This window comes from Microbispora siamensis (assembly GCF_016863095.1).
Lineage (GTDB): Bacteria > Actinomycetota > Actinomycetes > Streptosporangiales > Streptosporangiaceae > Microbispora > Microbispora siamensis.
Genome location: NZ_BOOF01000071.1, coordinates 14,523 through 39,269, shown reverse-complemented (window position 1 = coordinate 39,269; position 24,747 = coordinate 14,523). Strand labels below are relative to the sequence as shown.

Below are 24,747 nucleotides of genomic sequence, written 5' to 3'. Positions count from 1 at the left end.
TTCCGGTGGGAGGGGCCCTGCCGTACGGGCGTCAGCCGAGGATCTGGTAGCTGTCGCCGTAGACCTTCCAGCGCAGCGGCGGGTCGAGGTCGAGGTTGCCGTTCTTGAGGAACACCCGCTGGGCGGTGTCGACCCGGCTGGTGTCGCTGTGCGCCTCCTCGGTCTTCATCGCCGCCTTGCGGGCGTCGAGGAACGCGTTGAGGTAGGCGACCTCGTCGCCGCCCTGCGCCGGGGTCCTCGCCTTCTTCATGGCCGTCTTGCGGATGCCGCCGAAGCTGACCGGGTCGGTGCCGGGGCCGTGCATCACGATGGCGTCGTAGTAGACGAACTGCCCGAGCGCGCGCAGGCCGTCGGCCTTGGCCTGGGCCACGGCGGGGTTGAAGTAGACCCGGTCGCGCTCGTCGTTCTGCGCCTGCTGGAAGACGGGATCGGCGGCGGCGGTGCGCCAGTCCTTGGGGAAGTCCGGGTCGAGCCCCTTGTGCGAGTCGGTGCCGTTGACCTTCCGCAGCGCGGGCAGATACTTGGCCAGCACGTTGCCGGGCTTGCGGGTCGTGTAGAGCTCGACCAGGTCGAGCATGTCGCCGGTGCCGGAGCAGAAGCCGATGATCCCGGCGGTGTAGCCGCGCCCGTCGTCGATGTCCTCGATGTACTTGTACTGGGCCTTCCAGTCGAGTGAGGAGTTCTCCGCGCTGGAGACGAGCTCCATCGCGATCTCCTTCTTCTTCGGGTCCGTGAGGTCGACCGGCGCCTTGACGGTGACCTTCACGGCCTCCCGGGCGGAGGAGGCCGGAGAGGCCGGGCCGCCGGTGGCGGCTCCCGCCGCGTTCGCGGGGAGTACGGCCGCGGCGGCGGCCACGAGCAGCAGAGCAGCGCGCCGGGGAGTGCGCCTGATCAGCGGGTCTTTCACGTGCGTCGCTCCGTTCTCCGCCCGCGGCCGTGCGTCGTGCGGGGAAGGGGGCGCGGGGCGGGGGTGAGCCCTCCGTGAGGGGGTTTAGTTAGTAAGGTTTCCTAATGAAAGCAGCAGTCCCCGGCGGTGTCAACGGCCTCCCTGTCACCCCGCCTAGACTCCGGCTGTGACGAGCGACGACCTGGAGTCGATCAGCGTTCTCGGCGATCCCGTACGGCGGGCGCTGTACCGGTTCGTGGCCGAGCAGGGGCGGGACGTGGGCCGCAACGAGGCGGCCGAGGCGACCGGCGTCCAGCGCACGCTGGCCGCCCACCACCTGGACAAACTGGTGGAGGCGGGCCTGCTGGAGGCGGGCTTCCGGCGGCTGAGCGGCAGGGCCGGCCCCGGCGGCGGCCGCCCGGCGAAGGTCTACCGGCGGGTGCGTGAGGAGCGGGCCGTGAGCCTGCCGCCCCGCGACTACCGCACGCTCGCACTCGTGCTGGCGGAGACCGTCGACCTGCTGGGCGGCGAGGAGAAGGCCGAGGAGGCCGCGCGGCGGGCGGGGGAGCGCCTGGCCGCCGCCGACGCCGCGTCCGGCGACCTCATGGAGGTGCTGCGTGCGCGTGGCTACGAGCCGTACGAGGAGGACGGGCGGGTGCGGCTGCGAAACTGTCCCTTCCATGTGCTGGCCGACAGTCATCCGCTGCTCGTGTGCTCGATGAACCTCGCGCTGTGCGAGGGGCTGCTCGCCGGTCTGGGGGAGACCGGGGTCGCCGCGACGCTCGACCCGAGACCGGAGGAGTGCTGTGTGGCCTTCTCCAAGCCTTCTAAAAACAACGTAGATTGACATAGAATCGCGGCATGCATCTCGCCCAGCTCAACGTCGCCCATCTCCGGGAACCCCTCGACTCCCCCGCGCTGGCGGACTTCCTCGCCGCTCTGGGGCCGATCTACCAGGTGTCGGACGCCGCGCCCGGCTTCGTCTGGCGCATGAAGGAGGGCGATGAGCCCACGGACCTGATCCAGCACGACTACGGACCGATGCTGGTCGTGAACCTCTCCGTCTGGGAGTCCCGCGAGACGTTGTGGAACTTCATCTACCGCAGCGCCCATCTGGAGGTGATGCGGCGCCGCCGGCAGTGGTTTCACCGGATCGCCGAGCCGTACACGGTGATGTGGTGGGTGCCCGAGGGCCATCTGCCGCCGCTCGACGAGGCGATGGCGCGCCTGGACCTCCTCCGGACCCAGGGGCCGGGCCCGGAGGCGTTCACGTTCAAGGATTTCTACGACAGCAGTGCCGCCGCGTGCCTCCCGGCGGCGGCGGAGGTCACGAAGTAGGCCAGGTCCTCCTCCAGGCCGCGGCCCATGGTGGACAGCCGCACGGGCGACGCCTTGAGCGCCTCGTGCAGGCCCTCCACCGGCACGGTCACGATCTCGTGGCGCGTGGCCAGGGCCGCGGCCTGCTCGCGCACCGTCGCCCCGAACGCGCCGGGCAGGTCCGGCACGACGACCTGGGCCGGGGCCAGCGCGACCCGGCCGTACGCCGTGAGCGAGTGGTGCGACACCCCGACGTGCCGTTCGCGGCGGTCGCCCTCGCTGACCCGCAGCGCGGCCACGGGCCGCCCGGCCAGCACGGCGGCGGCGTTCACCGCCTCGCCCGCGGCGACGCCCGAAAATCCCCAGCGGGTGCCGGTGCCGAGGTTGCCCGGCCCCTGCGTGACCACGGCGACGTCGGCGCCGAGCACGTGGCGGGCGGCCAGCAGGCCGGTGTGCAGCGTCACCGCCTCGACGTCCCCGCCGAAGGACTGGCCGGTCGTCACCACCCCGCACAGCCAGTCGCGCTCGCGCAGCGCCGCGCATGACATCGAGAACCAGGCCGGCAGCGCCCCGCCGTCCTGCATCACGTACGCCACCCTGATCCCCGGAGAGTCCGCGTACAGGCCGCACAGGATCGCGGGAAGGGCGGAGTGCAGGTCGGCGACCACCACGGGCATGCCGTCGACCGAGTCGGCCTCCCGCAGCGCCTCGTGGTGCGGGGACTCCTGCTCGTCCGCGCCGAGCACGGTGGCCTGCAACGGGGTGTAGCGTGCTTTCACCAGGTGACCGGGGCCGGAAGGATCTTGCGGTAAACGGTCCGGGACGGCCACCACCATGGCGTACCCTCCCGTACCGAGACCCATGGCGAGGGCGGTCGTGTTGAGCAGCACGGTGTCGCCCACTTCAGGGCGTCCCACCAGCGGGGGATAGGCGAGCGCCCGGCACTCGCCCTCGGCGACGGCGACGTCGAGTTCCACCGCTCCCGGCCACTCGCGCCGGACCCGCACCACTTCGCCCTTGCGCCATCTGATCACGCCGAAAAGGGTAGCGTTCTCCACTGGAAGGGAGGCCCGATGTCGCGGCGGAAGACCGAGCGGCTGCTCAATCTGGTGATCTGCCTGCTCGCGACGCGGCGGCCGTTGAGCGCGGAGCAGATCCGGCAGGCCGTCCCCGGGTACGACCCGGACAACGACGAGGCCTTCCAGCGCATGTTCGAGCGCGACAAGAACGAGCTGCGCGAGATCGGCATCCCCATCGAGGTCCACAAGGACCCCTGGGAGGACGACCCCGGCTACCGGATCGTGCGCGAGGCGTACGAGCTGCCCGAGATCACCCTGGAGCCCGACGAGGCCGCCGTCATCGGCCTGGCCGCGCAGGTGTGGCAGCGGGCGAGCCTCGCCGAGGCGGCCAGCGGGGCGGTGCTGAAGCTGACCGCGGGCGGCGTGCATGCCGACCTCACGGAGAGCCCGCTGGAGCTGCGGGTGGACACCCGAGACCCCGCCTTCCCCGCGCTGTGGGAGGCCGTGCGGGACCGGCGCGCGGTCGCCTTCGACTACCGGTCGGCCGGCAGCGAGTCGGTGCTGCGGCGGACGGTCGAGCCGTGGGGGGTCGTCAGCAGGCGCGGCCGGTGGTACCTGGTCGGGCACGACCGTGACCGCGGCGCCGCCCGGGTCTTCCGGCTGAGCCGGATCACCGGGGCCGTGTCCACGCTCGGGCGGCCGGGGGCCTTCACCGTGCCTGAGGGGCTGGACCTGCGCGCCATGGTGGGCTACCAGGAGCTGCCGAACGAGCGGGTCGCCCTGGTGCGTGTGCGCAAGGGCACGTGCCTCGGCCTGCGGCACGCCGCCCAGGCCGTGCGTACCGGGCCGGGAGAGTGGGACGAGGCCGAGGTGACCTTCGCCGACGCGGAACGGCTGGCCGGATGGCTGGCCAGCCTCGGCCAGGACGCCGTCGTGCTTGACCCGCCGGACGCGCGCGAGGCCGTGATCCGCCGTCTGAAGGGGGCGTTGCAGTGAGCTCGGACCGGCTGCCGCGGCTGCTGGCGCTCGTGCCGTACCTGATGTCGCATCCGGGCGCGCAGGTGCCCGAGGTGGCGCGACTGTTCGGCCTGTCGGAAAAGCAGCTCATCGACGACCTCCAGCTCGTCTGGATGTGCGGCCTGCCCGGGCACACGCCCGGCGACCTGATCGACGTCTCGTGGGACGGCGGCGAGATCCTCATCGACAACGCCGAGGCGATCGCCCGGCCGCTCAAGCTCGGCGTGGACGAGGCGAGCGCGCTGCTCGTCGCGCTGCGCATGCTCGACGAGCTGCCCGAGTTCCAAGGCCGCGACGTGCTCGGACGGGTCATCGCCAAGCTGGAGCAGGCGGCGGGCGAGGGCGCGGCCACGGTGAGCAGCCAGGTCCAGGTGGAGATCGGCGCGGCCCCGGACGCCCACGCCGTGATCACCGACGCCGCCCGCAGGGGCCGCAGGCTGTCGCTGCGCTACTACGTGCCGGGGCGCGACGAGATCACCCCCAGGGAGGTCGATCCGCTGCGGGTCGTGCTCGTGGACGGGCGGCACTACCTGGAGGGCTGGTGCTACCGCGCCGAGGCGATGCGCATGTTCCGCCTCGACCGGATCATCGAGGTCGAGGTCCTCGACGTGCCGGCCGATCCGCCCGCCGAGGCCGAGCCGATGGACGTCGCCAAGGGCGTGTTCCGGCCGTCGGACAGCGACGAGCTGGTGGAGCTGGAGCTGACCCCGGCGGGCCGCTGGGTGGCGGAGTACTACCCCTGCGAGGAGGTCGCCGAGCTCGGTGAGGGCCGTCTGCGCGTCTCCCTGCGGGCCCGCGACCAGTCCTGGCTGGTACGGCTCGCGCTCCGGCTGGGCGACAGCGGCCGGGTGCTGTCCCCGGCGTCCCTCGCCGAGCGGGTGACGGCCACCGCCAAGCAGGCGCTGGCCAACTACGAAACCGTGTGACCTGGGAAAGTGACATGACTTTGCTCTTCGCCCTGTCCGCGGTGGCCGTGGCCGGGCTCGCCGTCCTCGCGTGGCCGGCCGCCCGTGTGCTGGCCGCGGCGCGCGACCTGCATGCCGAGGTCAGGCGGGCCAAGGGCCGATTCGGAGTGCCCGAATAGGGGACTTTGCGCACGATTGATGTGATTTTGAAGCCCGAGGACAGGTGAACTTTGGCGTGCGGTGCGCGTACGATCGGGGGGTAGTACCCACGGCCCTCGCGGTAAGGACACGACATGCCCAACCTCGGACCCATGGAATGGATTCTGATCCTCCTGGTTCTGATCCTTCTCTTCGGCGCCAAGAAGCTCCCGGACACCGCGAGGGCCCTTGGGCAGTCGCTGCGCATGTTCAAGAAGGAAACCAGCAAGATGAGCGAGGAGGACGAGGAGCGGCAGACGGTCAAGGCGCAGGCCGAGCCCGTCGCTCAGCCGGCGGCGCAGATCCCGCCGGCCACCCCGTCCGTCGAGGAGCGGCTGCGTGCTCTGGAGGAGGAGAACCGGAGGCTGCGTGAGAGCCAGCAGCCGGTGAGCTCGCAGAACGAGCAGCGCTCCAACTAGGTGCCGCACCCCCACTGACCCCAGGACGAACCAGATGGCCCTGTTGAAACGGTCGACTCCCGCCGCCACGGCGGACGACGGGCGGATGACGCTCATGGAGCACATCCGCGAGCTGCGCAACCGGCTGATCAAGGCCATCCTGGCGGTGGTCGTCGGGACCGCCGTCGGGTTCATCTACTTCGAGCCCATCTGGAACTTCCTGAAGCAGCCGTACTGCCGGCTGCCGCAGGCCCACCAGCTGAACGGCGACAAGTGCACGCTGGTGGTGAACGGGGTTTTCGACTCGTTCTTCGTCAACCTCAAGGTCGCCGTGATCTTCGGCGTGGTGGTCTCGGCCGTGTTCTGGATCTACCAGATCTGGGCGTTCGTGACCCCGGGCCTGTACCAGAACGAGCGCCGCTACACCATGGCGTTCCTCGGGCTCTCCGTCCCGCTGTTCACCGCCGGCTCGGCTCTCGCCTACGTCACGATGGACAAGGGCCTGTCCCTGCTGCTCGGCTTCGCGCCCGAGGGCACGCTGACGCTGGTGAGCATCAACGAGTACCTCAGCTTCGCGCTCGCGATGCTGATCATCTTCGGCGTCTCCTTCCTGATGCCGTTGCTGTTGGTGTTCCTCAACGTCATCGGGGTGCTCCGGTTCAAGACGGTGTCCAAGCACACCCGCATGGTCGTGTTCCTGATGTTCGTCTTCGCGGCCGTCGCGACGCCGAGCCAGGACCCCGTCACCATGCTGGCGCTGGCACTCCCGATGGTCGCGCTGTTCTTCGTCGCGGAGGCGTTCATGTACTTCCACGACAAGAAGCGCGACGCCGCCGACGCGGCGCACGCACGGGCGATCGCGGAGGAGCTCGACGGGCCGTCCGCCGCCGAGGGCACGGCGGACTCGATCGACGTGAGGGACTGACAGAAGATCCCTCTGGTGCCGCCCGGTGGGCGGCGGTAGGTTCCGCCTATGGCCGATGAGATCGTCGTCCTGGTCAACCCCGCCGCCCGCGGCGGCCGTACGCTGCGCCTGCTCGACCCGGTGCTGCGGCGGCTGCGTGCGGGCGGCCGCCCGGTCTCGGTGATCGTCGGGACATCGGCGGCGGACGCCCTTCACCGGGCCCGCGAGGCCGTCTCCGCCGGGCCGGCCGCGCTCGTCGCCTTCGGCGGCGACGGTCTGGTCCACCTGGCCGTACAGGCCGTGGCCGGGACGGCCGTGCCGCTGGGGATCGTGCCCGCCGGGACCGGCAACGACATCGCCGACGCTCTCGGCATCCCACGCAAGGATCCGCTCGCCGCCGCGGACATCGTGACCGCGGGCGGTTGCCGGGCGGTCGACGCGGCCAGGCTGGGCACGGGCGAATGGTTCGCGGGAGTCCTCGCCTGCGGGTTCGACTCCCGCGTCAACGAGCGGGCCAACGCCATGACCAGGCCGCCCGGAATGTCGAAGTACCTGGTCGCGCTCGTGCGCGAGTTGCGGTCGTTCACGCCGATCCCGTTCCGGATCACCCTCGACGGGGAGGCGGTCGAGCGCGAGGCGATGCTGGTGGCGGTGGCCAACACCCGGTCGTACGGCGCCGGGATGCGGGTGTGCCCCGACGCCCGGCCCGACGACGGCCTGCTCGACGTGCTCGTGCTCGGGGCGGTGCCCAAGGGCGAGTTCCTGCGCACCTTCCCCCGCGTCTACCGGGGCAGCCACACCGGGCACCCCGCGGTGACCCTGCGGCGGGCCCGGCGGGTGGAGATCGAGGCCCTGGACGGGGAGGTCGTCGCGTACGCCGACGGGGAGCGGGCCGGTCCGGCCCCGCTGAGCTGCGCCGTCGAGCCGGGAGCGCTGCGGGTCCTGGCCCCTGATCGACGAGGCTGATCTACGGCGTAAAGGCGGCCGCGTAAAAGGATCACCGATGACGGACGCCCGGAATCCCGTTATCGGTAGGGTTGACGGTATGAGTACGCCAGCGGAACGCTATGCCGCCTTCCGTGAGGGGCAGTCCGGCGCCGGACCCGCTCTCGCCTCGTTCCGCGAACTTTACGACTTCGAGCTCGACGAGTTCCAGATCGACGCCTGTCAGGCGCTGGAGGCCGGGGACGGCGTGCTGGTGGCCGCGCCGACCGGGTCGGGCAAGACGGTGGTGGGGGAGTTCGCCGTCCACCTGGCGCTGGAGCAGGGCCGCAAGTGCTTCTACACGACGCCGATCAAGGCGTTGTCCAACCAGAAGTACAACGACCTGGTCCGGCGGTACGGCGCGCGCAAGGTCGGCCTGCTGACCGGCGACAACAGCGTCAACGGCGAGGCCCCGATCGTGGTCATGACCACCGAGGTCCTGCGCAACATGCTGTACGCGGGCTCGAACACGTTGACCGGCCTCGGGTACGTGGTGATGGACGAGGTCCACTACCTGGCCGACCGGTTCCGCGGCGCGGTCTGGGAAGAGGTCATCATCCACCTGCCTGAGTCGGTGCGGGTGGTGGCCCTGTCGGCCACGGTCAGCAACGCCGAGGAGTTCGGCGAGTGGCTGGGCGAGGTGCGCGGCGACACCACGGTCATCGTGGACGAGCACCGGCCGGTCCCGCTGTGGCAGCACATGCTGGTCGGCAACAGGATGTACGACCTGTTCGTGGACGAGGGCGACGGCACCCTGCGGGTCAACCCATCCCTCATGCGGATCGCCCGCGACGAGATGCGGCTGGCCCAGGCCAGGGGCAGGCGGGGCTACTCGCGGCCGGGCCGGGGGACGACGCCGAGCCGGTCGGACGTGATCGAGAAGCTCGACGCCGAGGGCCTGCTGCCGGCGATCACCTTCATCTTCTCCAGGAACGGCTGCGACGCCGCCGTCATGCAGTGCCTCTACTCGGGGCTGCGCCTCACCACGGAGGCCGAGAGCCACGAGATCCGGCAGATCGTGGACGAGCGCACCGCGCACCTGCCCGACGAGGACCTCGCGGTGCTCGGCTACCTCGAATGGCGCGACTGCCTGGAGCGCGGCCTGGCCGCCCACCACGCGGGCATGCTCCCGGCGTTCAAGGAGGTCGTGGAGGAGCTGTTCACCAAGGGCCTGGTGAAGGCGGTCTTCGCGACCGAGACGCTGGCGCTCGGCATCAACATGCCGGCCAGGTCCGTGGTGATCGAGAAGCTCGACAAGTGGAACGGCGAGACCCACGCCGACCTGACCCCGGGGGAGTACACCCAGCTCACCGGGCGGGCCGGGCGGCGCGGCATCGACATCGAGGGCCACGCGGTGGTGGTCTGGCAGCCGGGCATGGATCCGCTCTCGGTCGCCGGCCTCGCCAGCACCCGCACCTACCCGCTGCGCTCCAGCTTCCAGCCGTCGTACAACATGGCGGTCAACCTCGTCGGGCAGGTCGGCCGGGAGCGGGCGCGGACCCTGCTCGAGGACTCCTTCGCCCAGTTCCAGGCCGATCGCGCCGTGGTCGGGCTGGCCCGCCAGCTCCGCAAGTCGGAGCAGGCCCTCGAGGGCTACGCCGAGGCGATGACCTGCCACCTTGGCGACTTCGAGGAGTACGCCGCGATGCGCAGGCGGCTGTCGGACCGCGAGGCCGAGCTGTCGCGCCAGCGGGGGGCGGCCCGCCGCGCCCAGGCCGTGCAGTCCCTGGAGGTGCTCAAGCCCGGCGACGTCATCCGGGTGCCGGGCGGGCGCCGCGCGGGTATCGCGGTCGTGCTCGACCCCGGCGTCAACGGCCGGGGACACGAGGGCCCCGCGCCGCTCGTGCTGACGATCGGCAAGCAGGTCAAGCGGCTGTCGGCGGCCGACTTCCCGGTGCCGGTCGAGCCGGTCGACAAGATCAGGATTCCGAAGGGCTTCAATCCGCGCTCGCCGAAGGAACGGGCCAACCTCGTCTCGACCGTGCACGCGAAGCTGGGCGACCGCGACCTCGGCAAGCCGCCGCGGGCCCGCGACCACGCCGCGGAGGACGAGGAGGTCACGCGCCTGCGGCGGGAGCTGCGTCAGCACCCCTGCCACGGCTGCGACGAGCGTGAGGACCACGCCCGCTGGGCCGAGCGCTACCACAAGCTGCTCAGGGAGACCGAGGGGCTGCGCCGCCGGGTCGAGGGGCGCTCCCACGTCATCGCCAGGACCTTCGACCGGGTCTGCGGCGTGCTCGACCAGCTCGGCTACCTGGACGGCGAGACCGTCACCGAACAGGGCCGCAGGCTCGCCTCGCTCTACACCGAGCTCGACCTGCTCACGGCCGAGTGCCTGCGGGCGGGGGTGTGGAACCGCCTCGACCCCGCCGAGCTGGCCGCGTGCGTGTCGTCGCTGGTGTACGAGTCGCGACAGGCCGACGACGTCCGCAGCCCCAAGATCCCGGCCGGGGCCACGCGCGAGGCGCTCGGGGAGATGGTGCGGCTGTGGGGCGAGCTGGAGGGCATCGAGGAGGACCACGGCCTGTCGTTCGTCCGCGAGCCGGACATCGGCTTCGCCTGGGCGGCGTTCCGCTGGGCCAAGGGCCACAGTCTCGACGCCGTGCTGACCGACTGCGACCTCGCGGCGGGCGACTTCGTCCGCTGGGTCAAGCAGTTGCTCGACCTGCTCGGCCAGCTCAGGGACGCCGCGCCCAAGGGGAGCAAGGTCGCCGAGAACGCCGCCAAGGCCATCGACGCCATGCGCCGCGGGGTCGTCGCCTACTCGTCGGTGAACTGAGCCGTGCCACGCACGCGCACGGAGTTCCGCAGCCAGGCGAACGCGACGTGGACGAGACCGGCGGCGCCCGGCAGCACGGTGCCGAGCAGCAGGCCCATCCCCACGTAGTAGGCGACGGCGTTCGGCGGGATCACCAGTCCGCCCGCCAGCGTCAGCAGCGCGACGCCGAGCAGCGTGAGGCACATCGCGAGGTACTGCCGCAGCGGGCGGGTGGTGCGTAGCTCCTGGCAGATGTAGAGCACGGCCGGTGCGGTGCACATTCTGAGGCCCTCGGCCGCGTACCCGAGGGCGCGCAGCGGGTTGGCGGCGAAGAACCGGGCGACGGCGGGGATGCCCGCCGCCCACACGGCGTTCGGCGGCTCGCAGGTCTCCTTCAACCAGGTCGAGCCGCCCCACAGGACCGCGAGGCCGGCGATCATGAGGGCGTACTCGCTCCAGGGGCGGGGGCCGCAGCCGGGTTCCGGCGCGGAGTCGTCCGTCGTCATGTGGCCTCCGTCGACATCTTCGGAGAACGGCGATGCGGCTCGGACCGGTCAGGCGGCGGTGAAGCGGACCTCGCGGGTGGTGGGGTCGGCGTGCGTGAGCCGTACGGGGATGCGCTCGCCGAGCGGCAGGCGGTCGCCGTCGCAGCGGGCGATGACGGCGGGCTCGGTGACCTGCACCTGCCCGCCCGGTTTCCCGTCGCTGACGTCGATGACGACCGCCTCGAAGACCTCGCCGATCCTGGGCCGCAGCACGGCCGCCTCGACCAGGTCCACGCAGGCCCGCTCGACCGCCCCGGCCCGCCTGCCGCCCATGGCCATCTGCTCCGGCAGGCCGGGCAACGCCGCCGCGATCTCCTCGGGGACCGGGCTGTCGGCGGCGACGGCCAGGCAGACCTCGGTGCCGTACCGGTCGACCAGCCGCCGCAGCGGCGCGGTGACGTGCGCGTAGGGCGCGCCCAGTGCGGCGTGCAGCACCTGCGCGGGCGCCGAACCGTTGAAGGCGACGTAGGCCGCGCCGCGCAGCAGCACCGTCGACTCGTGCAGGAAGGCGGCGTGGCCGGGGATCTTCGGGTCGAGCCCGTGCACGACCTCGGCGTACGACGTGCCGTCGGGCCAGGGCACGCCGAGCGCGGCGGCGACCCTGCGGACTTTGCCGACGTCCTCCGGGCCCGCCTGGGGGAGCACCCGCAGCACGCCGACGCCCGCGTCCAGCATCATCCGGGCCGCCGCCATGCCGGTGAGCAGCGAGATCTGGGCGTTCCACGCCTCGCACGGGTGGTTCGTGCGGAACTCCACCTGGTAGCCGCCGTTCCCGTCGGGGATCACCTGTTGCTCGGGGGTCGGCAGCGACAGCCCGCCTCTGGCCCGCTCCCGTTCGAGGCGCAGCGGTCCCACCTCGGCGAGCAGCGCGATCGTCCCCTCCGCCCGGCCGGTGTCCACGGCGGCCTGGACCGTCTCGTAGTCGAGCCGTTCCCGGCTGCGCACCAGCGCGCGGCGCAGGTCCACCGCCTCGATCTCCCCGTCGGAGCCGAGGTCGAGCCGCCACAGGGCGGCTGGGCGGGTCTGTCCGGGCAGCAGGCTGGCCGCGCCCTCCGACAGGACCGGCGGGTGCAGCGGCACGCGCCCGTCGGCCATGTACACGGTCTCGGCGCGGACTCTCGCCTCGGCGTCGATCGCGCCGCCGGGCCGGACGAACGCCGCGACGTCGGCGATCGCGTACCAGACGCGGTAGCCCGTCCCGCGCCGCTCGATGCACAGCGCCTGGTCCAGGTCCATCGAGCCGGGCGGGTCGATGGTCACCAGCGGCAGGTCGGTCCGGTCCTCCTGCGGCACGGCGGGGGAGGCGGCGGCCCGCTCGGCCTCCTCCTGCACGGGGGTGGGGAAACCGTCCGGCAGGTCGAACTCGCTGCGGATGCGGGCGAATCCGTCGCGGAGGCCGTCCGCGGTGTCCCGGAGGCGGATCGTCGTGTACGGCACGCGATCAACCTACCCGAGAGTGGACAGACCAGCCCGTAAACGGCCTTCCTAGGTCAATGTGGCGAGCAGGCGGTTGAGCGGGCTGTCCAGGCCGTACTTCTCCGACAGCGCGACGAGCCGCTCGGGGTCGCGCGGCGCGGCGGGCAGGGTGATGTCGACGTCCGGGACCGGGACGTCGTGGGCCACCCGGACCACGGCCGGGGCGACCTCCAGGTACTCACGGGCGGCGGCGAGCTTGTTGCGCGCGCCCGCGGGGAAGCCGTCGGCGCTGCCGTCGTCCAGCGCGGCGAGCAGCGCGGACAGCGACCCGAAGCGTGTGATGAGGGCCGCCGCCGTCTTCTCGCCGATGCCGGCGACGCCGGGCAGGCCGTCGCTCGGGTCGCCGCGCAGCGTCGCGAAGTCGGCGTACGCCCGGCCCGGGATGCCGTACTTCTCCCGGACGAACGCCTCATCGATGATCTGGAGGTTACGGATTCCCCTTACTGTGTAAAGGGCGCGGCACGGCTTCTCGTCGTCGACGAGCTGGAACAGGTCGCGGTCGCCGGTGACGATGTCCACGGCCGTGGTCGCGGCGGTCGCGTAGGTGCCGATCACGTCGTCGGCCTCGTAGCCGGCGACGCCGACGCGGGCGATGCCGAGCGCGTCCAGGACCTCCTCGATGACCGGGACCTGCGGGGCCAGCGTGTCCGGCACCTCCTCCTCGTCGCCGCTCGCCACCCGGTGCGCCTTGTACGACGGGATCGCGGCCACCCGGAACGCCGGGCGCCAGTCGGCGTCCATGCAGGCCACGATCTGGGCGGGGGAGTGCTGCCGGACCAGGGTGGCGATCATGTCGAGGAGCCCGCGCACCGCGTTGACCGGCATGCCGTCCGGCGAGGTCACCGACTCCGGGACTCCGTAGAAGGCGCGGAAGTACAACGACGGGGTGTCGAGAAGCATCAGCACCCTGCCATTGTCACGCCTGTCAGGGGTGCCGCGGACCCTCTTCTGTCACCGCCACGGCCAGCAGGCAGGTGTCGTCCTCGGGGTTGGGGCCGCCGATCGCCTCCAGGAGGCGGTCGAGGCCCGCGTCGAGGTCCGCTCCCGCCGAGCCGAGGCCGGTCGCCACGGCCGCCTCCACGATGAGGGACACCCCCGCGCCGATGTCGCGCGAGCGGCGCTCGACCAGGCCGTCGGTGAACATCAGCAGCAGGTCGCCGGGCTCGAGGCGGACGTCGGCCACTCCGTACGGCAGGCTCGACGTCGCCCCGAGCACGACCCCCCGGGGCGCCCCGAGCTGGCGCGCGCCCCCGCGGCGCACCAGGATCGGGGCGGGGTGACCCGCCTGTGCCCACGTGAAAAGGCGGGTCGCCGGGTCGAAGTGGCCGCACACGGCGGTCGCGGTGGTGTCGTCCAACCGGGTGAGGACCAGGGTGTTGAGCCACGTCAGCAGCCTGCCGGGGCAGGCGCCCGTCATGCTCAGACCGAGCAGCGCGTGACGCAGCTGCGCCATCTCGGCGATCGCGGGCAGGCCGTGTCCCGACACGTCGCCCACCGCGAGGAACATGCGCCCGTCGGGCAGCGGCGCGGCGTCGTACCAGTCGCCGCCGAGGCTCGACGCCAGGCCCGCCGGGACGTACCGGACCGCGATCCGGGCGTAGGGCAGGTCGATCGACGCCCCGGGCTCGGGCAGGATCGCCTCCCGCAGCGCCAGGGTGACGCGGCGCTCCTCGGCGGCGCGTTCCCGGCGCTCCGCCCACCGCCGTCCGCCGATGTCCTGGACCAGGAGGGTGCCGACGGGGGCGGCGCCGGGCGTCGTGTCCGGGTCGCGGTCGTCCGCGGGGGGAAGGGCGGGCCTCGTGCCGCCCACTACGCCGACCATTTGTCTCGCTCTCGATGCCGCTCTTGCACTGCCGTACGGACGTTCTGTGATCGCCCTGACGCGGAGCGTAGCAGTCCTGCATTCCGCAGGGGTTGGTTTTCTTCTATGGCGTGGAATAAGCCAGAGCCCCGCGAAGGTCGCCCGCGTGGCGCCTGTGGTATGCGCACCTGAGTAGGTCGTCAGGGCCCGCGCTCGTTAGATTAGGTCGCGTGACGACGATGTCCATGGAGCCCTCCGACCTGTATCCCACGACCCGTCCGGCCGCGGTGAGCGAGGCCGTCGACCGAGCCGGTCTCGACGCGCTGCTGCTGACGCCGGGCCCGGACCTGCGCTATGTGACCGGCTACGACGCCCTGCCGCTGGAACGACTGACCTGCCTGGTCGTCCCGGCGTCAGGCGAGCCGTTCATGATGGTGCCGCGCCTGGAGTTGCCGGCCGCCGAGCACTCGCCCGCCTCCCGGCTCGGCATCGAGTTCGTCGCGTGGGACGAGACCGACGACCCGTACGCCGAGGTGGCCCGCCGCCTGGGCCCGGTCGCCCGGGTCGGGCTCGCCGACCGCATGTGGGCGCTGCAGTCGCTGCGGTTCCGCGCGGCCATGCCCGGGGCCGAGCAGGTGCTGGCCGGGAGCGTCCTGCGTGAGCTGCGCATGCGCAAGTCGCCCGCGGAGAAGGCGGCGCTCGCGGAGGCGGGGGCGGCCATCGACGCCGTGCACAACCTGGTGCCCCGGCTGCTCAAGGCCGGTCGCACCGAGCGCGAGGTCGGCAAGGACATCGCGGAGGCGATCATCGACGCGGGGCACGCCCGGGTCGACTTCGTGATCGTGGGCTCGGGGCCGAACGGCGCCAGCCCGCACGCCGAGCTGAGCGATCGCGTGATCCGGCCCGGCGAGCCCGTCGTGGTGGACATCGGCGGCGTCATGCCGAGCGGCTACTGCTCCGACTCCACGCGGACCTACTGCGTGGGCGAGCCCCCGGCCGACTTCACGGCCTACTACGAGGTGCTCAAGCGCGCCCAGGAGGCCGCCTGCGCCCACGTCAGGCCCGGCGTGAGCTGCGAGTCGGTGGACGCCGCCGCCCGCGAGGTGATCGCGGAGGCGGGGTACGGCGAGTACTTCGTCCACCGCACCGGGCACGGCATCGGCCTGGAGACGCACGAGGAGCCGTACATCGTCGCGGGCAACACCGAGGAGATGCGCCCGGGGTTCGCCTTCTCGGTCGAGCCGGGCATCTACCTGCCCGGACGGCACGGCGCCCGGATCGAGGACATCGTCGTCTGCGGCGAGACCGCCGGCGAACGGATGAACACCACGACCAGGGACCTGGTCGTGGTGGACTGATCCCCGCGGCCGTGCTCTCCGCCGCTCTGGCAGAGTGATGATCACGACTGCCGGATCGGAGGACGGATGACGCACGAGGACATGGGCGGGGGCATCGGCGAGGGCATGGACGATCCCCGCGCCCAGGCCGAGGGCGAGGTCAGCATGGCGCGGCTGGCGTTGGAGGACGGGGAGACCGGGCACGCCGCCGCGCACGTCGCGGCGGCGCTGGCCCACGATCCCGCCCTGCCCGAGGCGCACGAGATGCTGGCGCGGCTGCTTGCCGGTCCGGGCGGCGGGCCGGACCTGTTCCCGGTGGACGAACCGGTCTTCCTCGGCACGGCGCTGGCCCGCGCGCACGCGTTGGCCGCCCGCGGCGAGTACGTGCCCGCGCTGCGCCTGCTGATCTCGGTGCAGCGGCACGAGCCGGGGGGACGCTGGGCGCACGTGCCGTGGGTGCTCGACCCCGAGCTGCCCGGGCGGATCCCGCCCGGCGAACTGTGCTCGCTCGTCTCGCTGCTGGCCTCCGGGCTGCCCGGCACCGTGCCGGAGGACGGCCGCGAGGCGCTGCTGCCGTACGTCGTGCTGGTGCGGGGCGCGCTGCGCGCCCACCCGGACGACGCGTCGCTGCTCTGGCTGGCCTCGCTGCTCCTGCGCCGGGTGGGGGAGGCCGAGGAGGCGGTGGAGCTGGCCGTCCGCTCCTACGCGCTCGCGCCGTCCTTCCAGGCCGCCCTCGCCGAGGGGTACGCGTGCCGCGACCTGCAGCGGTGGCCCGAGGCCGAGCGGGCGATGGTGCGGGCGCTGGAGCACGACCCCGCCAACCTCGCGTTGTACACCGACATCGGCGAGATGCTGCACAGCAGCGGCCGCCCGCAGGAGGGCCTGGAGTGGGTGGAGCGCGCGCTGCGGCGTGAGCCCCGGCACCCGAACGCCTATCCGACGGCCTGCGGGATGCGCTTCGAGCGGGACGGGGACGTCCGGCACCTGGTGGAGCTGGCCGACCACCTGCGCGACGATCCCGGTAACGAGCACGGCGACGCGGTCCTCGGCGAGCAGTGCGGGCTGCGGCTGTGGCTGGGACGCGTCCCTGGCCCGACGGAGTCGGTGATCGACGTGCTCTACCAGATGGTGGAGCGGGAGGAGGTCCCGGCCGGCGGCGAGCTCACGGTCTCCGCCCCCGAGCCGCCCAGCGCGCTGCTCGCCTTCTCCCTGGTCGCGCCCGGCTTCGCGCTGACCATCGCCGATGCGCCGGACCCCGACGCGCGGCTGACCGTGCCGGAGGTGTACGCCCACGGCCCGGTGCGGGGCGTGACCCGCCGGGTGTGGCGTTACGAGGGCATGACGGCCGTGCCCGCCGTGCCGCCGCCGTCCAGAGAGGCGCTGGAGTCCATCGCCGCCGTCGCGACGTTGCGCTGGCCGCACCTGCCGGCCGCCTACGACCACGCCGTACGCCTGTCGGGCCTGTCCCTCGGCGACCTGCTCGGCGTGCTCGTCCACCCGCCGCTGTCGCCGTACGGCGAGCCGGCGGCCGTGCCGCTGTGGATCAGGCAGGTCCAGGCGTGGGCCTGCCTCGGCATCGCCCATCACCAGGCCGGCCAGCCCTGGGCGGAGTCCGAGCGCAGGAGCGTGCTGACCGACCTGGCGTACGGGCCGGAGGACTGGGTGACCGAGGCGGCCCTGCTCGGAATGATCGCCACGGCCTGGATGGACCCGGACGCCCGCGAGGACGTGGCCGAACTGGTGGCCTGGCGCTACCTGGCCGCCGTGGAGGCGTCGAAGACGAGGCCCGTGACGATCCTCGGCTCGCTCGCCGCCCTCGTGCTGGCGACCCCCGGCATGCACCCCGACGTACGGGCGCTGGCGACGGAGGAGTGATCGCGGAATTGTCACCCGGGTCTGGTAGGACGGACCCGCCGGATCCCCCAGCCAAGGACATTCCATGATCCCGTACGACACCTATTTCGGCTACAAGCATCGCTACGACGAGACCTACGCCGGGCTGCCGGTGGTCGAGATCGCCCCGTATCAGGACGGGGACATTCCCGACCCGGTCGCGGTGGCGGTGCGGATCAGCTCGGGGTGGGGGGAGGACTACCCCATCGCGGAGGCGTTCGGCGCGCTGCTGACGCAGGTGGACACGGCGGCCGTGCCGGCGATCGTGATCGGCGGGTGGAACGACTGCTACGACAAGTCGTCGGAGCAGATCGTCGGCCTGCTCGCGGACAACGCCGCCCGGTTTCCCGGGCTGCGCTCGCTCTTCGTCGGCGCGATCAGCTCCGACGAGGCGGAGATCTCCTGGATCCAGCAGTCGGACGTGACACCGCTGCTCGAGGCGTTCCCATGGCTGGAGCGGCTGGAGGTGCGCGGCGGCACGGGACTGAGACTCCGGCCCGTCAGGCACGAGTCGCTGCGGATGCTGCGGTTCGAGTGCGGCGGGCTGCCCGCCGAGGTGGTGCGTGCCGTGGGCGCCTGCGACCTTCCCGCGCTGGAGCACCTGGACCTGTGGCTCGGTGAGGAGAATTACGGCGGGGACGCCACGGTCGCCGACCTCGCGCCGATCCTGGCCGGCGAGCGGCTGCCGGCGCTGCGTCACCTCGGTCTCCAGGACAGCGAGATTCAGGACGAGATCGCGGCGGCCGTGGCCTCCGCGCCGGTCGTCGCCCGGCTGGAGTCCCTCGCCCTCTCGATGGGCATGCTCACCGACGCCGGGGCCGAGGCCCTGCTCGGCGGCCAGCCGCTGACCCATCTACAGAGGCTGGACCTGCACCACCACTTCCTCACCGACGCGATGGCCGCCCGGGTGACCGAGGCGCTGCCGGGCGTCGAGGTCGACCTGTCGGAGCAGGAGGAGGCCGAAGACGACGGGGACGGGGAAGTCTGGCGTTACGTGGCGGTGGGGGAGTGACGGCGGCGCCCGACCCCGGCGAGACCTTCGTCCACGAAGACCTTTATCTGTACGGCGACCAATGGGAGCCCGGGCAGTTCTTCGCCGGAAGGCCGGTGGTGGAGCCGGGAGAGACGGTCGCCGATCCCTCGGCGGTCGCGTGGGCTCTCACGAACGGGCTGTCCGGCAACGAGGGTGAGCCGGGACTCGAGCAGGAACTTCGGCGCCTGCTCGACTCGGTGGGCGGCGACGCGATCGAGTCGCTCGTACTGGTTCACTACGGGCGCGACGTGCCCGCGTTCCTGGCCGCCAACGCGGCGCGGTTGCCCCGTCTCCGGTCGGTCTTCCTGGGGTTCGTCAGCGCTGAGCTGATGGAGATCTCCTGGATCGAGCAGGGGGACGTCACTCCGCTGCTCGAGGCGTTCCCCCACCTGGAGCGGCTGGACGTCCGCGGCTCGCAGGGGCTGACCCTGCGGCCCGTACGGCACGAGCGGCTGCGGGTGCTGCGGTTCGAGTGCGGCGGGCTGCCCGCCGAGGTGGTGCGGGCGGTCGGGGCCTGCGACCTTCCCGCGCTGGAGCACCTGGAGCTCTGGCTCGGGGTCGAGAACTACGGCGGGAACGCCACCGTCGCCGATCTGGCGCCGATCCTGTCCGGGGAGCGGCTGCCCGCGCTGCGGCGGCTCGGCCTGTGCGACAGCCCGGCGCAGGACGAGATCGCGGCGGCCGTCGTCGCCGCCCCCGTGGTGGCCCGGCTGGAGGAGCTCAGCCTGTCGATGGGCGAGCTCACCGACGCCGGTGCGGAGGCTCTGCTCGGCGGGCAGCCGCTGACCCATCTGCGCCGGCTCGACCTGCACCACCACTACCTCAGCGGGCCGATGGCGGCCCGGATCGCCGCGTCCCTGCCGGACGTGGACGTGGACCTGTCCGAGCGGCAGCCCGACTACGAGCGCTACGTGGCGGTGAGCGAGTGACTCCGCACCTGGCCGTGGTCGGGGTGCCGGGCGACCGGCGGGTGACGATGTTCCGCGACGCCGTCGTCGCCCGGGGGCTGCCCGAGCCGCGGGTGGTTTCCTGGCGTGACGTGCTGACCGGACGCGAGATCGGCCTGCCACCCGGGACGCTCGTGCGGATCGACTCGCCGGGCGAGGACGCGGAGACCGACGCGCTGCTGCGCGGACCGGGGGACCCCACCAGGGTCGGCGGGGGCGCGGCCTGGTACGCCGCCTTCACGGCCGGGCTGCGGCGGATCGCCGCGTTTCCCGGCGTCCGCCTGCTGGGGGACGTCGAGGAGATCGCGGTGATGTTCGACAAACGCCGCTGTCACGCCCGGCTGTCCGCGGCCGGAGTGCCGGTGCCGCCCGCCTTCGAGGCCGGCTCGTACGGCGAACTGCGCGAGCGGATGGCCGAGCGGGGCTGGGCCCGCGTGTTCGTCAAGCCCGCCCACGGCTCGTCGGCCTCCGGGGTGATCGCGTTCCAGGCCCACGCGGGCCGGGTGAAGGCGGTCACATCGGCGGCGTGGATCGGCGGCACGCTGTGCAACTCGCTGCGGGTCCGCGCCTACGAGGACGAGGCCGACGTGAAGGCGCTGGTCGAGACGCTCGCCCCCGACGGGCTCCATGTGGAGCGGTGGTTCCCGAAGGCGTCGGCAGGCGGCAGGACGTTCGATCTGCGCGTCGTGACCGTGGCAGGAAACCCGACCCACGCGGTGATGCGTACGAGCAGGACGCCGATCACCAACCTGCACCTCGGTGGCCTGCGGGGCGAGCTCGGCGTGGTCCGGGCGCGGACCGGCCTGTGGGAGCGGGTGCTCGACGCGGCCGCCCGGACCTCCGCGTGCTTCCCCGGGAGCCTGACCGCCGGTGTCGACCTGATGGTCGGGGCCGACTGGCGGTCGGTGGCCGTGGCGGAGGTCAACGCGTTCGGCGACCTCCTGCCCGGCCTGGGCGACCTGGCGGGCGAGGGCAGGGACACCTACGCCGAGCAGGCCGAGGCGATCCTGGATGGGCGATGGACATGAACGAGGTCGTGGGGACCCACGACATCCTCCTGGTCACGCTCGACACGCTCCGCTACGACGTCGCGGCCGAGCTGGCCGACGCCGGGCGGCTGCCCAACCTGCTGCCCGGCGGCCGGAGGTGGGAGCGGCGGCACAGCCCCGGCAGCTTCACCTACGCCGCGCACGCCGCGATCTTCGCGGGGTTCCTGCCCACGCCGGTCACGCCGGGGCCACACCCGCGCCTGTTCGCCGCGACCTTCCCCGGCAGCGAGACGACCGGGGCGGGCACCTGGGTGTTCGACGCGCCCGACCTGCCCACCGGGCTCGCCCGCGCCGGCTACCACACGGTCTGCGTCGGCGGGGTCGGGTTCTTCAACAAGCTGACCCCGCTGGGCTCGGCCCTGCCCGGGTTGTTCGCGGAGAGCCACTGGGAGCCGGCGTTCGGGGTGACCAGCCCCCACTCGCTGGAACGGCAGATCGACCGCGCCGAGGAGGTGCTGGCGCGGCGGGACCGGCCGGTCTTCCTGTTCGTCAACGTGTCGGCGCTGCACCAGCCCAACCACTTCCACCTGCCCGGCGCCACCGGGGACGGCCTGGACACCCACGCCGCCGCGCTCGAATACGTCGACCGGCACATCGGCAGGCTGTACGCGCTGATGCGCCGGCCCTGCCTCGTCATCGTCTGCTCCGACCACGGCACGGCGTACGGCGAGGACGGGCACGTCGGGCATCGCGTGGGCCACGAGGTCGTCTGGACGGTGCCCTACGCCGAGTTCATCCTGGTCAATCCCGATGGGGAGCACGATTGACGCCTTACGAGGGATACGTCTACGCCTACCCGCACAAGACCGCCTACCGGCCGCTCGATCCTCGTCCGGCCCTGAGCGAGGTCTGGGCGGGGGAACGGGCGGGCGCGTTGTATGTCCACATCCCGTTCTGCGAGATGCGGTGCGGGTTCTGCAACCTGTTCACCCGCACCGGGGCTCCGGAAGGCCTCACCGGGGCCTACCTGGACGCCCTGGAACGGCAGGCGCGAGCCGTACGGGCCGCTCTGGACGAGCCGCGCTTCACGACGGCGGCCTTCGGCGGCGGCACGCCCACCTACCTGGACGCCCGGGAGCTGGCCCGCCTGTTCGACCTCACAGAGCAGGCGATGGGCGTCGACCTGCGGGAGATCCCGCTGTCGGTGGAGACCTCCCCGGCCACCGCCACGCCCGACCGTCTCGCCGTGCTGGCCGAGCGGGGCGCGAGCCGGATCTCGATCGGCGTGCAGAGCTTCGTGGACGCCGAGGCCCGCGCGGCCGTACGGCCGCAGAAGCGCGCGGAGGTGGACGCCGCGCTCGACGCGATTCGCGCGTCGGGCATCGCGGCCCTCAACATCGACCTGATCTACGGCATCGACGGGCAGACGCCCGGCTCCTGGCAGTACTCGCTGGACACCGCGCTGACGTGGAAGCCGGAGGAGCTGTACCTCTACCCCCTGTACGTCCGGCCGCTCACCGGGCTCGGCAGGCAGCCGGGCGGGCAGGGCCGCGCCTGGGACGACCAGCGGATGGAGCTGTATCGCCTCGGCCGCGACCACCTGCTCGACGCGGGGTACGAACAGGTGTCCATGCGGATGTTCCGGCTGCCCGGCACGACGGCGTCCACGGACTACTGCTGCCAGACCGACGGCATGGTCGGCCTCGGCTGCGGGGCCCGGTCCTACACGAGCACCCTGCACCACTCCTTCGAGTACGCGGTCGGGGCCCGCCACGTACGGGCGATCATCGACGACTACGTGCGGCGCGACGACTTCGGCGTGGCCAACGTGGGGTTCGCCCTGGACGAGGAGGAGCGCAGGAGACGGCACCTCATCCAGTCGCTGCTGCGGACCGAGGGGCTGTCGCGGGACCTCTACCGGTCCAGGTTCGGCACCGACGTGCTCGACGACTTCCCCCTGCTGGACCGGTTCCCGGGCTGGCTGACGGCGGACGCGTCCACCGTGCGTCCGACCCCCGACGGGCTCGCCCACTCCGACGCCGTCGGCCCCGCGCTGTTCTCGCCGCGCGTGAGGGCGCTCATGGAGGGATACGCCGCGTGCTGACCATCCTCTATCGGGGGCCGCTGGCGAGCTGCGACTACGACTGCGGCTACTGCCCGTTCGCCAAACGCAGGGACACCCCCGAGCAGTTGCGCGCCGACCGGGCCGCCCTGGAGCGGTTCACGGCATGGGTGGCGGCCCAGGACATCGAGATCTCGGTGCTGTTCACCCCGTGGGGCGAGGGTCTGGCGCGGTCCTGGTATCGCGAGGCGCTGGTGCGGCTGTCCTGGCTCGGCAACGTGCGAAGGGTCGCCATCCAGACGAACCTGAGCTGCCGCACCGGCTGGCTCGCGGAGGCGTCGGACCGGGCGGCGCTGTGGGTGACCTACCATCCCACCCAGGTGCCCTACGAGCGGTTCCTGCCCAAGGTCCGCTCCCTTCCCGTACGGCACAGCGTCGGCATCGTCGGCGACCCCGCGCATCTGGCGGACGCCCGCAGGCTCAGGGCGGACCTGCCGCCCGAGACCTACCTGTGGGTCAACGCGCAGGAGGGCCGGGTCTACAGCGACGCCGAGGCCGCGGAGTGGACGGCCGTCGACCCGCTGTTCGGCTACAGCCGGCACGCGCACCGCAGCCTGGGCCTGCCGTGCCGCACCGGGGACAGCGTGATCTCGGTGGACGGCGGCGGGACGGTCAGGCGCTGCCACTTCGTGCCGGAGGTCCTCGGCAACCTCTACGACGGCTCCTACCGGCCCGCCCTGCGGCCCCGCGCCTGCCCGCTGCCTGTCTGCGACTGCCACATCGGGTACGTCCACCTGGAGCCCCTCGGCCTCTACGACGTCTTCGCGGGAGGCGTGCTGGAACGCGTCCCGGCCGCCTGGCCGCCTCAGGTCTCCCGCTCGGGGCGGTAGTCCTCCTCGCGTACGCCGAAGGTCCACGCCACTCCCTCGCGCGCCCTGGTCACCCACGGCGGGACCCGCAGGAAGTAGGTGCGCCGGGTGCCGTCCGGCTCGGGCGTCGAGTTGACCACCTCGACCATCACCACCGGTTCGTCGCCCGGCAGGTCGATCCGCCACAGGACGCCGGTCTCGTCGGAGTGCCGCGGCCGGGCGCCCGACGCGGCGAGGTAGCGGTCGAGGCCGAAGTGCTCCAGCATGACCCGGCGCAGCTCCGCGTTCTCCTCCGCGCGGATGCGCTCGGGGGTGAGCGCGGCCATGGTGGCGCCGAACCCCGCAGGGACGGGCATCCCGTGCCAGGCGTGCAGCGCGAAGCCGTCGGCGTACGACAGGGCCGGACCCTCCGCCCGGTGTAGCCGCCCCACGTCGTCCAGGTGCAGCTCAACCGGACGGTCGGTGACGATCGCGACCCGCTCGTACGGCCACCACCAGCCCGCGTGCCGCGCGACCCGCTTGAGCCCCTCCAGGCCCTCGAAGGCCGACAGCCATGCCGCGTCGTGCTGGCCGAGCACCGCGTCGAGCGTCGCCTGCCGTAGCACGTCGCCGCCGAGGCCGCCGACGGCCCTGCGGATCTCGGTGACCAGCCGGTCGACCCGCGGCCACAGCCGGCCGCCCGTCTCCTCCCACAACCGGGCCCAGCCGGCGGGCCCGGCGGCGGCGCTCGCCTCCGCCCTGGCGCTCTCCCAGGGCACGGTGCGCACCTCGTATCGCACCGAGACCCCCGGGTCGACGCCGTCGAGCGCCCGAAGCCGCCCGAAGCCGATCTCCTCCATCGCCGCCCGGACCTCGTCGGTGCCGAGCAGCCACACCGCCGCGATCGCCCCGGCGGCGGGGGAGGCCAGCCGTACGATCACCTCAGGCTCGGGCAGGCCCGCCTCGCGGTAGGCCAGCCGCACTCCCGCCGACGCCTCGTCGTGGTCTCCTTCGCCGGTGGCGAAGGCCACCCGCTCCCAGGTCAGGGTCTCCATCAGTCGGCCACCGTCCGGAACGAGCCGGGAACGTACTCCCGCTGGCGGATCACCCGGAACCACCCCTTCGGCAGCGAGATCGCGTCGTGCTCCTCGTGGACGAGGCGTCCGCCGCCGGGCAGGTGCAGGAACCCGGGGTACAGCGTTCCCGGCCCCGGGATCGCGTGGCAGTGCCCGGTCGCCTCGCCCTCCGCCAGCACCAGCCTCCCGCGCGGGTCGCGCGGCACCGGGCGCAGCCCGCGCGGCACCGCCGTCTCCGCCACGGGCACGATCAACACGTCTCCCTGTCGGTACATCAGTCGACCTCCGGGTCTCGGCAATGATCGCAAGCTAGCCAGGCCCACTGACATTTCTGGCAACGCGGCATTTCGGTGG

At 72.6% G+C, this 24,747-nt stretch carries 25 protein-coding genes; 17 read left to right on the top strand and 8 right to left on the bottom strand.

Going from position 1 to position 24,747, the window contains the following annotated elements:
- Positions 1-31 precede the first annotated feature (31 nt).
- Positions 32-907 (bottom strand): chitosanase, encoded by an 876-nt coding sequence (locus Msi02_RS40370; protein WP_275414226.1) that lies wholly within the window; start codon positions 905-907, stop codon positions 32-34.
- A 166-nt stretch (positions 908-1,073) separates the two neighbouring features.
- On the opposite strand from Msi02_RS40370, the gene Msi02_RS40365 reads away from it, so the two are divergent.
- Both Msi02_RS40365 and Msi02_RS40360 read left to right on the top strand, forming a co-directional pair.
- Positions 1,074-1,733 (top strand): helix-turn-helix transcriptional regulator, encoded by a 660-nt coding sequence (locus tag Msi02_RS40365; protein ID WP_204053005.1) that lies wholly within the window; start codon positions 1,074-1,076, stop codon positions 1,731-1,733.
- A gap of 14 nt (positions 1,734-1,747) precedes the next feature.
- Positions 1,748-2,224 carry a DUF3291 domain-containing protein gene (locus Msi02_RS40360; RefSeq protein WP_204053004.1) on the top strand — a complete coding sequence of 159 codons (477 nt, stop codon included), beginning with the start codon at positions 1,748-1,750 and terminating at the stop codon, positions 2,222-2,224.
- Here the strand turns inward: Msi02_RS40360 and Msi02_RS40355 are convergent.
- On the bottom strand, positions 2,170-3,237 hold the full coding sequence (locus Msi02_RS40355) for a DUF3866 family protein (RefSeq protein WP_204053003.1): 1,068 nt from the start codon (positions 3,235-3,237) through the stop codon (positions 2,170-2,172). The genes Msi02_RS40360 and Msi02_RS40355 overlap by 55 nt on opposite strands.
- Positions 3,238-3,276: 39 nt before the next feature.
- Here Msi02_RS40355 and Msi02_RS40350 point away from each other — a divergent pair, with 39 nt between their 5' ends.
- From Msi02_RS40350 to Msi02_RS40320, 7 genes are all read left to right on the top strand, one after another.
- Entirely contained in the window at positions 3,277-4,218 is a 942-nt protein-coding gene (locus Msi02_RS40350) for a helix-turn-helix transcriptional regulator (RefSeq protein ID WP_079315236.1), read from the top strand.
- The gene (locus tag Msi02_RS40345; RefSeq protein WP_239109250.1) at positions 4,215-5,165 is read left to right on the top strand and encodes a helix-turn-helix transcriptional regulator; all 951 of its coding nucleotides are present in this window, start codon (positions 4,215-4,217) and stop codon (positions 5,163-5,165) included. The genes Msi02_RS40350 and Msi02_RS40345 overlap by 4 nt, the downstream gene beginning before the upstream one ends.
- 14 nt (positions 5,166-5,179) lie before the next feature.
- Positions 5,180-5,323 carry a hypothetical protein gene (locus tag Msi02_RS40340; RefSeq protein WP_204053002.1) on the top strand — a complete coding sequence of 48 codons (144 nt, stop codon included), beginning with the start codon at positions 5,180-5,182 and terminating at the stop codon, positions 5,321-5,323.
- Between the two features lie 114 nt (positions 5,324-5,437).
- Positions 5,438-5,761, top strand: coding sequence for a Sec-independent protein translocase subunit TatA (gene tatA / locus Msi02_RS40335; RefSeq protein ID WP_204053001.1), 324 nt, complete (start codon positions 5,438-5,440; stop codon positions 5,759-5,761).
- Positions 5,762-5,795: 34 nt separating this feature from the next.
- On the top strand, positions 5,796-6,665 hold the full coding sequence (gene tatC, locus Msi02_RS40330; protein ID WP_204053000.1) for a twin-arginine translocase subunit TatC: 870 nt from the start codon (positions 5,796-5,798) through the stop codon (positions 6,663-6,665).
- Between the two features lie 48 nt (positions 6,666-6,713).
- The gene (locus Msi02_RS40325; protein WP_204052999.1) at positions 6,714-7,610 is read left to right on the top strand and encodes a diacylglycerol/lipid kinase family protein; all 897 of its coding nucleotides are present in this window, start codon (positions 6,714-6,716) and stop codon (positions 7,608-7,610) included.
- Between the two features lie 79 nt (positions 7,611-7,689).
- Positions 7,690-10,407, top strand: coding sequence for a DEAD/DEAH box helicase (locus Msi02_RS40320; RefSeq protein ID WP_079315232.1), 2,718 nt, complete (start codon positions 7,690-7,692; stop codon positions 10,405-10,407).
- Here the strand turns inward: Msi02_RS40320 and Msi02_RS40315 are convergent.
- The 4 genes from Msi02_RS40315 to Msi02_RS40300 are packed head-to-tail and all read right to left on the bottom strand — an operon-like array spanning position 10,389 to position 14,217.
- Complete coding sequence (locus tag Msi02_RS40315; protein WP_204052998.1) at positions 10,389-10,892, bottom strand: hypothetical protein; 504 nt, start codon at positions 10,890-10,892, stop codon at positions 10,389-10,391. The two genes, Msi02_RS40320 and Msi02_RS40315, sit on opposite strands and share 19 nt — an antisense overlap.
- Before the next feature lie 48 nt (positions 10,893-10,940).
- Positions 10,941-12,368 (bottom strand): RNB domain-containing ribonuclease, encoded by a 1,428-nt coding sequence (locus tag Msi02_RS40310; RefSeq protein ID WP_204052997.1) that lies wholly within the window; start codon positions 12,366-12,368, stop codon positions 10,941-10,943.
- 48 nt (positions 12,369-12,416) lie between these two features.
- Positions 12,417-13,307, bottom strand: a complete 891-nt coding sequence (locus tag Msi02_RS40305) for a 5'-3' exonuclease (protein ID WP_204053013.1) — start codon at positions 13,305-13,307, stop codon at positions 12,417-12,419.
- A gap of 25 nt (positions 13,308-13,332) precedes the next feature.
- Positions 13,333-14,217: a PP2C family protein-serine/threonine phosphatase gene (locus Msi02_RS40300; RefSeq protein WP_239109247.1), complete on the bottom strand. Its 885-nt coding sequence runs from the start codon at positions 14,215-14,217 to the stop codon at positions 13,333-13,335.
- 230 nt (positions 14,218-14,447) lie between these two features.
- On the opposite strand from Msi02_RS40300, the gene Msi02_RS40295 reads away from it, so the two are divergent.
- From Msi02_RS40295 to Msi02_RS40260, 8 genes are all read left to right on the top strand, one after another.
- A complete protein-coding gene (locus Msi02_RS40295; protein ID WP_239109251.1) occupies positions 14,448-15,566 on the top strand; it encodes a M24 family metallopeptidase in 1,119 nt (372 codons plus the stop codon).
- Between the two features lie 66 nt (positions 15,567-15,632).
- Complete coding sequence (locus Msi02_RS40290; protein WP_239109245.1) at positions 15,633-17,420, top strand: tetratricopeptide repeat protein; 1,788 nt, start codon at positions 15,633-15,635, stop codon at positions 17,418-17,420.
- 64 nt (positions 17,421-17,484) lie between these two features.
- Positions 17,485-18,450 (top strand): STM4015 family protein, encoded by a 966-nt coding sequence (locus Msi02_RS40285; protein ID WP_204052995.1) that lies wholly within the window; start codon positions 17,485-17,487, stop codon positions 18,448-18,450.
- Positions 18,447-19,400: an STM4015 family protein gene (locus tag Msi02_RS40280; protein WP_239109243.1), complete on the top strand. Its 954-nt coding sequence runs from the start codon at positions 18,447-18,449 to the stop codon at positions 19,398-19,400. Before Msi02_RS40285 ends, Msi02_RS40280 begins: the two co-directional genes overlap by 4 nt.
- Positions 19,397-20,446: an STM4014 family protein gene (locus Msi02_RS40275; RefSeq protein WP_204052994.1), complete on the top strand. Its 1,050-nt coding sequence runs from the start codon at positions 19,397-19,399 to the stop codon at positions 20,444-20,446. Before Msi02_RS40280 ends, Msi02_RS40275 begins: the two co-directional genes overlap by 4 nt.
- Positions 20,443-21,234 carry an STM4013/SEN3800 family hydrolase gene (locus Msi02_RS40270; protein ID WP_204053009.1) on the top strand — a complete coding sequence of 264 codons (792 nt, stop codon included), beginning with the start codon at positions 20,443-20,445 and terminating at the stop codon, positions 21,232-21,234. The genes Msi02_RS40275 and Msi02_RS40270 overlap by 4 nt, the downstream gene beginning before the upstream one ends.
- Positions 21,231-22,511 (top strand): STM4012 family radical SAM protein, encoded by a 1,281-nt coding sequence (locus Msi02_RS40265; RefSeq protein WP_204052993.1) that lies wholly within the window; start codon positions 21,231-21,233, stop codon positions 22,509-22,511. The genes Msi02_RS40270 and Msi02_RS40265 overlap by 4 nt, the downstream gene beginning before the upstream one ends.
- Positions 22,505-23,359, top strand: a complete 855-nt coding sequence (locus Msi02_RS40260; RefSeq protein ID WP_239109242.1) for an STM4011 family radical SAM protein — start codon at positions 22,505-22,507, stop codon at positions 23,357-23,359. The genes Msi02_RS40265 and Msi02_RS40260 overlap by 7 nt, the downstream gene beginning before the upstream one ends.
- On the opposite strand, the gene Msi02_RS40255 is transcribed toward Msi02_RS40260, so the two are convergent.
- A complete protein-coding gene (locus tag Msi02_RS40255) occupies positions 23,335-24,372 on the bottom strand; it encodes a DUF6745 domain-containing protein (RefSeq protein ID WP_204052992.1) in 1,038 nt (345 codons plus the stop codon). The two genes, Msi02_RS40260 and Msi02_RS40255, sit on opposite strands and share 25 nt — an antisense overlap.
- Positions 24,372-24,668 carry a DUF8820 family protein gene (locus Msi02_RS40250; protein WP_204052991.1) on the bottom strand — a complete coding sequence of 99 codons (297 nt, stop codon included), beginning with the start codon at positions 24,666-24,668 and terminating at the stop codon, positions 24,372-24,374. The genes Msi02_RS40255 and Msi02_RS40250 overlap by 1 nt, the downstream gene beginning before the upstream one ends.
- Positions 24,669-24,747: the final 79 nt, after the last annotated feature.